Origin of the sequence: Klebsiella sp. K-3 (assembly GCF_051207495.1) — a bacterium.
Classification (GTDB): Bacteria; Pseudomonadota; Gammaproteobacteria; order Enterobacterales; family Enterobacteriaceae; genus Klebsiella; species Klebsiella aerogenes.
Window position 1 is genome coordinate 125,854 of sequence record NZ_JBPNXF010000012.1, and the last position, 12,225, is coordinate 138,078.

Here is a 12,225-nt window from a genome sequence, read left to right on the forward strand (position 1 = left end):
TCTATCGCCCGGGTTGACTTCTGGTTGCGTTAATACTTGCGCCAGTGCTCATAGCCGGATTGCCAACGTCGCTGCTCCCGCCGCTCTCTCTCTCGCTGAATATCGGACTTTTGATCTTCCCAGATGGGACAATCCGGGCCGTTTGCCACTTCGCAGGGGACCGAGACATCGTTTAGCGGATTGACCTTTTTCTCTTCCCACAGCGTCGGGTCGCGTAAATCCACTTCTGGCGCTTTCAGCGCCTGGGCCGAGGTGGTTGCGGCTAATAAGAGTGCGCCGATCGGCAGGTGATAGAGGGCTCCTTTCATCTTTTATCCTTGTCATGTTGTTATTGATAACTGTTCGCAATAATAACATAACGTAATAAAACATTCTAAAATCAGAACCTGCCGAAGAAACTTATAGTGCTGACTCAGGGATCATATTGATCTTAAATTCTCCCGGCATAGTCGATATCGCTTCTACGGTTAAACCGTTTTTATCGGTTCTGCCCTTAAAGACTATACCGTCTGGCGTGGTGATTTGGTAAGGGAGATAGGGCAGCGGCATACCCGTATGCGGATTCTTCAACACAAAGTCGTGGCGATAAAGCTGTGGTGGTTCCTCGTTGGCGCATCCCGATAGTAACGCGGCCAAAAGCAGCGCGCTTGAGCCTTTCATCAAAACCATGATGGCTTCCTCCCTGTTTATCCAGCCTGAGAAATGAGCTTCCATAGTAACAAAAGCCTGAAGATCGGCGCCTAAATGGAATCTGAAACCGGGGAGATAAAGAAAGGCCCCTGAACGGGGCCCTGGTTTTATTTTTGATCGGGTAAAGCGTAAGCGATGATGTAATCGCCGCGATCGGGAGACTGACGCGCGCCGCCGGCGTTGATAATGATGTACTGCTTACCGGTTTTCGGTGAAACGTAGGTCATCGGGCCGGATTGGCTGCCCACCGGTAGGCGAGATTTCCAAATCTCTTTGCCGTTGGCGGTATCAAAGGCGCGCAGATAGAAATCCTGGGTGCCGGCGAAGAACAGCAGGCCAGACTGGGTAGATAGCGAAGCTCCCAGCGTTGGCATGCCGATAGGGATCGGCATATGCATGCGGATACCCAACGGACCGGTATCTTCTACCGTACCCACCGGAACCTGCCAGACCAGCTTACCGCTTTTCAGATCAACCGCCGACATGGTGCCGAACGGCGGCTTCTGGCAGGGGATACCCAGCGGCGACAGGAAACGCTCACGCATTGCACCATACGGCGTACCTTCCATCGGTACGATACCCATTTCGATACCGCTGGCATCTTTGGCCACTTTCGCTCGCGGCACCATGTAGTTAGCCAGTCCAAGGCGCATGTCATTGACGAACATCAGGCCGTTATTCGGATCGACCGACACGCTGCCCCAGTTCATTCCGCCAAGCGAGCCCGGATATTGCAGGGAGCGGTCTTCACCCGGCGGTGTAAAGACACCCTGATGGCGCATCTCTTTGAACTGAATACGGCACAGCAGCAGGTCAACCGGGGTGGCGCCCCACATATCCGATTCTTTCAACGTTTCGTTGCCGATCATCGGCATGCCGACGGAGTACGGTTGCGTCGGCGAGTAGCGTTCACCTTTAACGTTACCAGCCGGGACCGGACGTTCTTCCACTTTAGCGACAGGTTCGCCCGTCGCGCGGTTAAGCATAAAGATCATGCCCTGCTTGCTGGTTTGCACCAGTACCGGCGTCGTACCGCCTTTACCGTCCGGCAGATCGTACAGCAGCGGTTGCGAAGGCAGGTCGAAATCCCACAGATCGTGATGGGTGGTCTGGAAATGCCAGCGCACTTTACCGGTGGTCGCATCGACCGCAACGATTGATGAGCTGTATTTATCATCCAGCGCCGTACGTTCGCCGCCGAAGAAATCTGGCGTGGCGTTACCGGTTGGCAGATAAATAAGATTCAGTTTGGCATCGTAAGACATTGCGGACCAGACGTTCGGCGTCCCGCGCGTGTAGGTCTGTCCCTCCGGAGGTACGCCGGTCAGCTGCGGATTACCCGGATCCCAGGCCCAGGCCAGTTTACCGGTATGCACGTCAAAAGCGCGAACTACGCCCGGTGGTTCACCGGTGGAGTAGTTATCCGCGATGCGACCACCAACGACAACAAGGTTACCGGCCACCTGCGGGGTAGAGGTCTGCTGATAATAACCAGGTTTGATTTCCCCCATGCCGACGCTGAGATCGACGGTACCGTGTTCGCCAAATGCTTCACAGGCTTTACCAGTATCGGCATCGATTGCGATCAGACGCGCATCGGTAGTCGGCAGGAACAGGCGGCGGGCACAGGCGGCAGGCTGAGTCCCGGCAACGGCATTAGCCTGTGCCTGGCTATCTTCGTAGTAGCCTAAACCGCGGCAACGTTGCCAGTTCGGCGCCGTCGCTTTTGAGTCATAGCGCCATTTTTCTTTGCCGCTATCGACATCCAGCGCCAGGACTTTGCTATATGGCGTACATACATAGAGTGTATCGCCAATCTGTAGCGGCGTATTCTGGTCTTCCGCGCCGGAACCGTTACTCTGCGGAATATCGCCGGTATGGGCAATCCAGGCAACCTGTAGCTGGTTGATATTGTTTTTATTGATCTGATCCAACGCGGCAAAACGGTCGCCGTGAGTGGTATTACCCCAGTGCTCCCAGTTTTTTTGTTCTTCACCTGGCTGTACCGGTTTTACCGGCACGGGTTCGCTGGCGCTGACCAGCGGCTGGGATTTGAACATCCAGCCAAAGCTGACCAGCAGTACCACAGCCAGCACGCCCGCGAGGGTGAAGGCCGCGCCTTTTTTGGCCGGAGCGCTGGAAAGGAAAGGCCAAACAATGGCGCACAGAAAAGCCAGAACGCCAAGCGCAAACAGGCGTGAGAACAGCGGCCAGTAGGTCCAGCCTGCGTCGCTGATAGCCCAAACAATGGAAGCTGCGAAGGCGACGGCATAAAGAACGATACCGCCGCGCCGATTGCGGAAAATAAGCAGGGAGGCGATAACCATCACCAGTCCCATAATGGCGAAATACCAGGTGCCGCCGACGCTTGCCAGTTTGGCGCCTAAAATGCCGATTGCCAGACCGATGATTAACATCAGTCCGGCGAGTAGCCACTGCAGGATCCGGGGGAATCCGCGTGGCACGTTGCCCGTAGCCATGTTGTCTCCTTATACCACCCCTTGCCAGGCGTGTACCAAATGAATCAAGTGCAAATGGAAATTGCTTTTGAGTGAAGCTATTTAAAGCTTCATAAATGTGATTTCAAAAGATGAATTCATTTCACATGAACCAAATGGTGAAATCATGGCTATGATAAATCTGTTAATGAAATGAGCGCAAATGTTAATGAATGATTTCGCACTAATTGATTAGCAGGGTGTATATATTAAGTGGCAGAAGAATGACGTAGCGGTGCCGTTACCCCAATGTGCTGGTCCTGGGTAACGGCCATTGACAGTCAGGCAGGCATGGATTTGCGTATCGCGCTGAGTAGAGTTTGCGCCCCCTGCGACAAGCTGGCGTCCACCCGGGTAAGAATACCGATCGGCTCGCCGGCGCCTTCGGTGGCGATAGGTAGCGAGGTTAACAAACCGCGACGCAGGTCGTCTTTTACCGCGCCGGAAGGGACGAACCAGACATAGTCGTAATCGACGGTGAGCTGGCGCGAAAGCGAGGCCGACAGCGTTTCAATACAGCCGGGGGGAATTTTACAGCCCTGGCTTTGCAGTAGCGTTTCCGCATTCTGCCGCGGAATGGTCCCTTTTGGTGAGACCACTACCGGCCATTCCATCACCCGGCTGAGCGTTACCGTCTCCTGCAGTAGCGGGTGGCCGGGGCGGACGACCAGTTTTAGCGATTCAAGAAACAGCAGTTCATAGTTGAGGCCGCTCATGAGCTCCGGATCGGACATGCGCCCAATACCAATATCGACATCGCCGGATTTCAGCCCCGCCAGCAGCATGGTGTTATTCATGGTGGCGACCTGTAAGGTGATGTCTTTTTGCTGTTTATGAAATTGACCAATCACCGTAGGCAAAATACCGAGCGCTGCGGTTGGCAGGGCGCCAATTCGTACCACATCGCTATTCATGCCCTCTTTACGATTGAGAGCCTGGCCCGCGGTATTGAGGGCATCCAGCACCTTGACCGCATGGGTAAGAAACTGTTCGCCAACCAGCGTCAACTGCGCGCCAAGCCGCCCGCGCTCAAAGAGCCGGGTACCGGTCAACTGCTCCAGCTCGTTGAGGGTTTTTGATAGCGCAGGTTGGCTAAGATTCAGGGTTTCTGCCGCCCGCCCCAGGGTTCCCTGTTGTGCGACGGCGACAAAAGTATGTAAATGGCGCAAGCGAATGCGCTGACTGAAGAGACCATTTTTTTCCATAATCGATGTTAAAAACAGAGCTGTCTCGGTAGCAAGCGAAGTTGTTTAATTTTGATAACTAGTTAGCAAAATATTATTAACATTTGATCTTATTGTCTTACAAGTCATTTCTGTCAGGCGCGTTAAAAAGCCCCGTGGTCGACGGGGCAAGGAAAAAGGGAGTTATTTTGGTGGGAAATTAAATATCGAAGAACACGGTCTCTTTATCGCCCTGTAAATAAATATCAAAGCGGTAGACGATTTCATCTCCACGCACTTCACGTTGCGCGATAAGCGTCTGGCGGCGAACTTCCCACTCAATCAGGTTCAGTACCGGATCCTGTTCATTTGCCGCCTGTTCATCAGCGAAATACATCCGCGTATTCAGGCCAATGTTGATACCCCGCGCCACCACCCACAGATTGAGGTGCGGCGCCATCACACGTCCGTCACGGCCGACGACCGCGCCGGGTTTGATGGTTTGAAAGCGCCAGACGCCGGATGCAAAGTCTGAACACGTGCGGCCCCAGCCGCGAAAGTTGGGGTCCAGAGCCTTGCTCTGCTGGCGGTCGTCGGGATGGTTATAACGCCCGTCGGCGTTAGCCTGCCAGAGTTCCAGCAGCACGTCGCGTACCGGCGTTCCGGAACCATCGAAAACCCGTCCTTCAATCGTAATACGTTGGCCTTTGGTTTCCGCGCTCACTAAGTTGGGGCCGAAGTTTTTCTCAAAAATATGAAACCCGGCAGCGTCCGGCGCCAGACCAATATGCACATAGGGCCCGGCAGTCTGCGAGGCGGTTTCAGCTAAATAGTCTTTCATTGGGCGGCCCCTTGAGTACGGTTTTCGAACAGCGTGGCGCGGTGGCCGCGCAGCACAAGGTCAAAACGATAGGCCAGACTATCGAGAGGCACGGCGGCGTGGGTATCCAGTTCGGCAATCAGGGTACGTACGGCATCATCGTTATTGATGGTTCTGACAATCGGACACTGTTTAATAAGCGGATCGCCTTCAAAGTACATTTGGGTAATCAGCCGCTGCGCCCAGGCATCGCCGGAGAGCGAAAAGTGAATATGCGCCGGTCGCCAGTCGCTAACCTGATTACGCCACGGGTAGGGGCCGGGTTTGATCGTGCGAAAACAGTAATAACCGTTTTCATCGGTCAGTACCCGTCCGCAGCCGCCGAAGTTGGGGTCAATCGGCGCCAGATACTGGTCTTTCTTATGACGGTAACGGCCGCCGGCATTGGCCTGCCACACTTCGACCAGCGTATTTTTCATTGGCCGGCCAAAGCCGTCGCGCACGTAACCGTGGACGATAATTCGTTCGCCAATCGGCAGGCCGTCTTTGGCGTAGTTGAGAATGAGATCGTTATCCAGCGGACCAAGGTCTTCGCTGCTGAACACCGGGCCGGTAATCTCAGAAAGTGAATTTTGCAGGGAGATGAGCGCATTGCGCGGCGAGCGTAGCACGCTGGTTTTGTATCCCGGCGCTAGTGCCGGCGGATGGCTATTGTAATCGCGATGTACGACCTCGCGCGGTGACCATTTATTATTCATAGGGTACTCCATCAAACGGAAGAGAGGCATGTTGTTGTAATTTCGCCAGAAACAGTCTCTGTAAATGTTTTGTTAATTTAAAGTGAAATTAAATCTAATTTTTCATAACCAGCGGTTATGATTTGTACAAACGAAACGCGGTAGCAGGTTATCCGCATCACAGTTTGTAAATTCTTCCCGCCACTCTTAACGCGCTTTCCTACACTCCAGGAAGTATTCACTGGAGGTAAGACATCATGGCGAACACCATCACGGCTGATGAGATTCGGGAAAACTTTTCACAGGCTATGTCGGCAATGTACCAGCAGGAAGTTCCGCAGTATGGAACCCTCCTGGAGTTGGTGGCGGATGTGAATCTGGCGGTCCTGGAACACAACCCGAAATTACATGAACAATTGGCTAATGCCGACGAACTGGCACGGCTGAACGTTGAGCGCCACGGCGCGATCCGCGTGGGAACGGCGGAAGAACTGGCGACCCTGCGTCGCATGTTTGCCATTATGGGGATGTATCCCGTTAGCTATTACGATCTGTCGCAGGCTGGGGTACCCGTGCATTCTACCGCTTTTCGCCCGGTCGATGATGCGGCGCTGGCGCGTAACCCGTTTCGCATTTTCACCTCCTTGCTGCGTCTTGAACTGATCGGCAACGAGGCGTTGCGCCAGCAAGCGGCGGATATTCTCGCGCGTCGCGATATCTTTACGCCGCGCTGCCGTGAGCTGATTGCGTTACACGAAGATAGGGGGGAATTCACGGCAGCAGAAGCGCGCGAATTCGTCAACGAAGCGTTGGAAACTTTTCGTTGGCACCGTCACGCCACCGTTGACGAGCAAACCTATCACGCACTGCATAATGAGCACCGGTTGATTGCCGATGTGGTCTGTTTCCCCGGTTGCCACATCAACCATCTGACGCCGCGTACGCTCGATATCGATCGGGTTCAGGCGCTGATGCCGCAGTGTGGTATTGAACCGAAAGCGCTCATTGAAGGGCCACCGCGCCGCGAGGTGCCGATTTTATTGCGACAAACCAGTTTTAAAGCGCTGGAAGAGCCGGTGATGTTCGCCGGTGAACATAAAGGCACGCACAGCGCGCGCTTTGGCGAAATTGAACAACGCGGCGTCGCGTTGACGCCGAAAGGACGAGCGCTGTATGACCGCTTACTGAATGAGGCCGGGGTCGGTAAAGACAACCTTAACCATCAGCGCCATTTGCAGGAGGTCTTTTGCCAGTTTCCTGACAGCGAATTTCTGTTGCGTCAGCAGGGGCTGGCGTGGTTCCGCTATCGCCTGACCCCCGCAGGAGAAGCGCACCGCCATGCTTTTGGCCCCGGCGACGATCCGCAACCGCTGATCGAACGCGGTTGGGTAGTCGCGCAGCCGATTGTTTATGAGGATTTTTTACCGGTCAGCGCCGCGGGGATTTTCCAATCAAATCTTGGCAACGAAACCCAGGCCCGCAGCCACGGTAACGCCAGCCGTGACGCTTTTGAAGCGGCGTTAGGCTGTGAGGTCCTCGATGAGTTCGAGCTATATCAACAGGCGGAGGAACGCAGTAAACGCCGTTGCGGTCTGCTCTAAAATCGGTACTCTGCATGGCATAACTTGCAAAAGGACGTTGTTATGCAGAATTCATCTACGCCGCTTGTGAAAACGCGGCAGGGCACGCTATCCGGCACCAGTGAACAGGGTATCCATATCTGGCGCGGTATTCCCTACGCGCAGCCGCCGGTTGGCGAGCTGCGTTGGCGTTCGCCGCAGCCACCAGAGCGCTGGCAGGGCGTGCGTCAGGCCGATACCTTTTCCGCCGCCAGCTGGCAGGATATCGAATATTGTCGTGAACTGGGCGGCGGCGATCCTGGCCGTTTCTCAGAAGATTGTCTGTATCTCAACGTGTGGGCGCCCGCCGCCCGCTCGCAGCCGCTCCCGGTGATGGTCTGGCTGCACGGCGGCGGCTACACCATCGGCGCCGGCAGCCTGCCGCCCTACGACGGTAGCGCATTGGCCAGCCGCGAGGTGGTGGTGGTCACGGTGAACTATCGTCTTGGACACCTCGGCTTTTTCGCTCATCCGGCGTTGGAAGGCGAAGAGGGCGAGCGGTTGTATAATTTTGCGCTGCTCGATCAGATAGCCGCGCTACGCTGGGTACAGGACAATGTCCACGCTTTCGGTGGCGACGCCGCCAATGTCACCTTGTTCGGCGAATCCGCGGGGGCGCGCAGCGTCCTGTCGTTAATGGCGTCGCCGAAAGCGAAGGGATTGTTCCATAAAGCGATCGTACAAAGCGGTTATACCTTACCGGATTTACCGCGGGAAAAGGCGCTGGCGAAGGGAAAGCTGCTGGCGGAACATTTTTCTCTTGCCGATGCCAGCGCGGAACAGCTGCGGGCAATCCCCGCCGATGCTTTTTGGGCGCTGACAGCGCCGCTGAATATTGGCCCGGCGCCGATTGTCGGCGATGCGGTGCTACCGGAGCCTATGCTCGACACGTTCTTTAAAGGACGTCAGCATGCGATGCCGGTGATGATTGGCTCCAATAGCGATGAGGCCAGCGTGATGGCGGTATTTGGCGTCGATATTGCCGGGCAGATTCAAAAACTGCGGCGCGAACGCCGTTTTGGCCTTGGGCTTATCAAACTGCTGTATCCAGGCGTCAAAGGTGATGAAGCGTTAGGCAGAGAAGTGTGCCGCGATATGGCGTTCACGACTTTGGGGTATGTTGTCATGCAGGCGCAGCAGCGTCTCGGGCAACCGTGCTGGCGCTACTGGTTTGACTATGTGGCCGAAGCGGAACATGAAACTTATCTCCATGGCGCCTGGCATGGCAACGAAGTGGTTTACGTTTTTGACAACCTGACCCGCGCCGAGCCGGTGTGTCAGTATGCCAGTGAGGCGGATCAAGCCTTCGCCGCGCAGGTCGCCGACTACTGGACTAATTTTGCCAGGCTGGCAGGCAATCAGTGCAGCGAGTTAACGGACCCTGTACGTTGGCCTGCCTGTCAGCGCGGGCGGGACCGTTTATTGCGTATCGGACTCAACAAGCGCGCGGGCTTTAAAGTGGAGAACCGCTTTATGCGCGCGCGGCTGGCGCTGTTTCGCCGGGTGATGAAGCATCATGTGACGCTGGATTAACCAGCGCGGCGCGAAAGCGCGCCAGACCGTCGGCCTTACTTTGCGAGCGGCGAACGACCAGCCGGTAGCTGGCGCCGGTTTTGACGCTGAGCGAGAAGGGGCGACATAGTCGCCCGGTACGAAGATCCTCCGCAACCAGCGTTTCGTCCGCCATGGCCACGCCGAGCCCCTGCATCGCGGCGGTGATGGCGAGGTCCATGGTGTCGAAATATTGGTTTTTATGCATTTTTAGCGCAGGTTCATGCGGGAAGTGCGCCAGCCACAGCAGCCAGTCGGTTTTATCGCGCGTCGGATGGAGAAATGTAGTGCCTGATAGCTGGGGATCGCACGGCGTATCGGGACTGGCTACCGGCGTGAGGGCCTCTTCAAACAGCAAGTCGCCGGCGCTTTGATGGGTGCCGAAGATAATCGCCGCGTCGTAGGGCTCAGTCTTAAAGTTGACGCTATGCTCGGTGGTGGTGGTCAACGCCACCTGCAATTCCGGATAACGTCGTTCTATCTCCAGCAGTTTCGGCACCAGCCAGCGGATCGCGCAGGTAGGCGCTTTCAGGCGCACGACAGTTTGCTGCTGGCGCGCCTGCTCGGCTACCGTTAACAGGCGGCCGAATGCCGACTGCAGCTCAGGATAAAGCGCGCTGCCTTGCGGAGATAGCCGCAGCCCGCGGGCGTGGCGTTCAAATAGCGGGAAGCCAAACCAGCTCTCCAGCGCGGCGATCTGTCGGCTGACCGCCCCCTGCGTCAGGCACAGCTCCTGTGCGGCATGGGTTAGGTTGAGATGCCTCGCGGTTATCAGAAACGTTTCTACGGTATGAAAAGGCAGGGCGCTACGCGACATGTTGGCTCCAGCTATGCATTTTGATCATGGGCAGTATGCCACGCATCGTTGCGAAATTGGGACGATGCGTTCCGTTTTTGCCATCTAATCGTCATCCAGTGCTTACACTATTATTAGTCTCGTTGATACAACGTTTCTCACCGATTAGTTGATGTGTATAAAAGGAGCCACCATGTCTAAACCTTATGTTCGTCTGGATAAAAATGATGCGGCAGTATTACTGGTTGACCACCAGACCGGGCTGCTCTCACTGGTTCGTGATATCGAGCCGGATAAATTTAAGAACAACGTCCTTGCTCTCAGCGATCTGGCTAAATACTTTAAACTACCGACGATTCTGACCACCAGTTTTGAGAATGGCCCTAATGGCCCATTGGTGCCGGAACTGAAAGAACAGTTCCCTGACGCCCCTTATATCGCTCGTCCCGGCAATATTAACGCCTGGGATAATGAAGATTTCGTCAACGCGGTAAAAGCCACCGGTAAGAAACAGCTGATTATCGCCGGTGTCGTCACTGAAGTCTGCGTGGCCTTCCCGGCGCTGTCGGCGATTGAAGAGGGATTCGACGTCTTTGTGGTGACCGATGCTTCCGGTACTTTTAACCCGATCACCCGTGATGCGGCGTGGGATCGTATGTCTCAGGCGGGCGTGCAGTTAATGTCGTGGTTTGGCGTGGCCTGTGAGCTGCACCGCGACTGGCGCAATGATATTGAAGGATTGGGAACCCTGTTCTCTAACCACATTCCGGATTATCGGAACCTGATGACCAGTTTTAACCTGTTGAGCAAGAAATAAACAGCTGGCGGCCAGTTTTCAGGCCTGGCCGCCGCTTCAATCAGACGGGATTATTCACTCATCGAGGCGACAGGGTGCGACTTTGTACGTTGATTTTTCAATAGCCGCGTCGCCAGTACGCCAGACATCATCGACCCATTCACATTCAGCGCGGTACGCGCCATATCGACAATTGGCTCAATGGCGATAAAAATGCCGACCAGCGCCACCGGGAAGTTGAGCGTAGACAGGACAATCAACGCCGCAAATGTCCCGCCGCCGCCGACGCCTGCGACGCCAATTGAGCCCAGAGCGATAGCCGGAAGTAAGCTGGCTAAAAACGAGAACGACAGCGGGTCGATACCTAGCGTGGGCGCAATCATGGCCACCATGATGGCCGGATAGATTCCGGCGCAGCCGTTTTGCCCCATACTGGAACCAAAAGAGGCGGCAATGTTGGCGATGGTATTCGGCACGCCGAATTTTTCCTGAGCGGTAATCGCTAATGGAATCGAAGCCGCGCTGCTGCGGGAAACAAAAGCGAAGGTAAGCACCGGCCACACCGTTTTAAAGTAGCGCAGAGGATTTTGACCGCTAATAGTCAGCAGAATCGCATGCACGATAAACATCATGGCGACTGCCAGATAACAGGCGGCGATAAAGCCTAGCAGGCTGGTGAATTGCGCTAGCTGATAGGTTGAAAAGACTTTTGCCATCAATGCGAGGACACCGTATGGCGTCAGCGCTATGACGATACGTACCATCTTCATCACCCAAATTTGAATCGCGTTAATCCCGCTACTTAATTTTTGACCTTCCTCCGGCGCCTCTTTTTTCACCTTCAATAACGCCACGCCGGCCAGCAGGGTAAAGATGACGATGCCGATAACCGATACGCTGCGCGCGCCGGTCAGGTCGAGAAAAATATTTGTCGGGATCAGCGAAGTGACCAGTTGGGGTAGCGAAACGGCTGCGGTTTTGCTGACGTCTTCGGCGGTCAGCGTCGATTGCATATGGCTGAATGCGCTGGCGTCGAGACCGATCAGGTTAGCGGTAAACAAGCCGACCCAACCCGCAATCATTACCAGACACAGCATGCAGGCGACGATGGTTAAGGACATTCGGCCAATACCGGCGCTATTTTCGAGTTTGTTAATCGCTGACAAAATTGAAATAAAAATCAGCGGAACCGCGACAAGTTTCAGCAAATTAACATAGCCGTTGCCGACGATACTGTACCAATCAATGACCGTTTTACGCGGTTCGTTGGCAATGAAATGGAGCGATAATCCGAGAAGGGCGCCGAGAAAGATAGCGATAAAAACGCTTTTTGATAACGAGTTGCTTTTTTGGTCGAGTTTAAAAAGTCCCCATGATGCGATTAAAAATAACGCGATATACGCTGGCGTAATAAACATAAGATTTGCCTCTTGCCCCATTCAGCACCTGAAATGCCGGAAAGAGATATATTCTAAATTTCTCTAAGACGGTCAGTAGCCTTAGAACCGCTGGGGATTATAAAGAATTGAATAGTATAAGGCATACAAAAATTGTG

Annotated in this window: 11 protein-coding genes; 3 read left to right on the forward strand and 8 right to left on the reverse strand. The window is 54.7% G+C overall.

The features are described from left to right. Nucleotides 1-29: 29 nt before the first annotated feature. The 6 genes from ACSEMK_RS20030 to pcaH form a co-directional block, all read right to left on the reverse strand. Nucleotides 30-308 carry a hypothetical protein gene (locus ACSEMK_RS20030; protein WP_213316179.1) on the reverse strand — a complete coding sequence of 93 codons (279 nt, stop codon included), beginning with the start codon at nucleotides 306-308 and terminating at the stop codon, nucleotides 30-32. A 91-nt stretch (nucleotides 309-399) separates the two neighbouring features. Further along, entirely contained in the window at nucleotides 400-714 is a 315-nt protein-coding gene (locus ACSEMK_RS20035; protein ID WP_228302256.1) for a hypothetical protein, read from the reverse strand. Nucleotides 715-797: 83 nt separating this feature from the next. Next, nucleotides 798-3,170 carry a glucose/quinate/shikimate family membrane-bound PQQ-dependent dehydrogenase gene (locus tag ACSEMK_RS20040; RefSeq protein WP_430915396.1) on the reverse strand — a complete coding sequence of 791 codons (2,373 nt, stop codon included), beginning with the start codon at nucleotides 3,168-3,170 and terminating at the stop codon, nucleotides 798-800. Nucleotides 3,171-3,469: 299 nt separating this feature from the next. Continuing rightward, nucleotides 3,470-4,393, reverse strand: a complete 924-nt coding sequence (locus ACSEMK_RS20045) for a LysR substrate-binding domain-containing protein (RefSeq protein ID WP_045382604.1) — start codon at nucleotides 4,391-4,393, stop codon at nucleotides 3,470-3,472. Nucleotides 4,394-4,571: 178 nt separating this feature from the next. Beyond that, entirely contained in the window at nucleotides 4,572-5,192 is a 621-nt protein-coding gene (gene pcaG, locus ACSEMK_RS20050) for a protocatechuate 3,4-dioxygenase subunit alpha (protein WP_087859503.1), read from the reverse strand. Continuing rightward, on the reverse strand, nucleotides 5,189-5,929 hold the full coding sequence (gene pcaH / locus ACSEMK_RS20055; RefSeq protein ID WP_087859504.1) for a protocatechuate 3,4-dioxygenase subunit beta: 741 nt from the start codon (nucleotides 5,927-5,929) through the stop codon (nucleotides 5,189-5,191). Before pcaH ends, pcaG begins: the two co-directional genes overlap by 4 nt. Nucleotides 5,930-6,165: 236 nt before the next feature. On the opposite strand from pcaH, the gene hglS reads away from it, so the two are divergent. After that, on the forward strand, nucleotides 6,166-7,509 hold the full coding sequence (hglS, locus tag ACSEMK_RS20060) for a 2-oxoadipate dioxygenase/decarboxylase HglS (RefSeq protein WP_087859505.1): 1,344 nt from the start codon (nucleotides 6,166-6,168) through the stop codon (nucleotides 7,507-7,509). A 42-nt stretch (nucleotides 7,510-7,551) separates the two neighbouring features. Further along, nucleotides 7,552-9,060, forward strand: a complete 1,509-nt coding sequence (locus tag ACSEMK_RS20065) for a carboxylesterase/lipase family protein (protein ID WP_435336632.1) — start codon at nucleotides 7,552-7,554, stop codon at nucleotides 9,058-9,060. Here ACSEMK_RS20065 and ACSEMK_RS20070 read toward each other — a convergent pair. After that, on the reverse strand, nucleotides 8,999-9,895 hold the full coding sequence (locus tag ACSEMK_RS20070) for a LysR substrate-binding domain-containing protein (RefSeq protein ID WP_087859507.1): 897 nt from the start codon (nucleotides 9,893-9,895) through the stop codon (nucleotides 8,999-9,001). The two genes, ACSEMK_RS20065 and ACSEMK_RS20070, sit on opposite strands and share 62 nt — an antisense overlap. A 172-nt stretch (nucleotides 9,896-10,067) precedes the next feature. Between ACSEMK_RS20070 and ycaC the strand changes: the two genes are divergently transcribed. After that, nucleotides 10,068-10,691, forward strand: coding sequence for an isochorismate family cysteine hydrolase YcaC (ycaC, locus tag ACSEMK_RS20075; protein WP_015366381.1), 624 nt, complete (start codon nucleotides 10,068-10,070; stop codon nucleotides 10,689-10,691). A 50-nt stretch (nucleotides 10,692-10,741) separates the two neighbouring features. Here the strand turns inward: ycaC and ACSEMK_RS20080 are convergent, their stop codons facing one another. Then, on the reverse strand, nucleotides 10,742-12,088 hold the full coding sequence (locus tag ACSEMK_RS20080) for an L-cystine transporter (RefSeq protein ID WP_087859508.1): 1,347 nt from the start codon (nucleotides 12,086-12,088) through the stop codon (nucleotides 10,742-10,744). Nucleotides 12,089-12,225: the final 137 nt, after the last annotated feature.

Coding starts and splice junctions, on each gene's coding strand:
- ACSEMK_RS20030 (WP_213316179.1), bottom strand. CDS start 308: ATGAAAGGAGCCCTCTATCACCTGCCGATCGGCGCACTCTTATTAGCC.
- ACSEMK_RS20035 (WP_228302256.1), bottom strand. CDS start 714: ATGGAAGCTCATTTCTCAGGCTGGATAAACAGGGAGGAAGCCATCATG.
- ACSEMK_RS20040 (WP_430915396.1), bottom strand. CDS start 3,170: ATGGCTACGGGCAACGTGCCACGCGGATTCCCCCGGATCCTGCAGTGG.
- ACSEMK_RS20045 (WP_045382604.1), bottom strand. CDS start 4,393: ATGGAAAAAAATGGTCTCTTCAGTCAGCGCATTCGCTTGCGCCATTTA.
- pcaG (WP_087859503.1), bottom strand. CDS start 5,192: ATGAAAGACTATTTAGCTGAAACCGCCTCGCAGACTGCCGGGCCCTAT.
- pcaH (WP_087859504.1), bottom strand. CDS start 5,929: ATGAATAATAAATGGTCACCGCGCGAGGTCGTACATCGCGATTACAAT.
- hglS (WP_087859505.1), top strand. CDS start 6,166: ATGGCGAACACCATCACGGCTGATGAGATTCGGGAAAACTTTTCACAG.
- ACSEMK_RS20065 (WP_435336632.1), top strand. CDS start 7,552: ATGCAGAATTCATCTACGCCGCTTGTGAAAACGCGGCAGGGCACGCTA.
- ACSEMK_RS20070 (WP_087859507.1), bottom strand. CDS start 9,895: ATGTCGCGTAGCGCCCTGCCTTTTCATACCGTAGAAACGTTTCTGATA.
- ycaC (WP_015366381.1), top strand. CDS start 10,068: ATGTCTAAACCTTATGTTCGTCTGGATAAAAATGATGCGGCAGTATTA.
- ACSEMK_RS20080 (WP_087859508.1), bottom strand. CDS start 12,088: ATGTTTATTACGCCAGCGTATATCGCGTTATTTTTAATCGCATCATGG.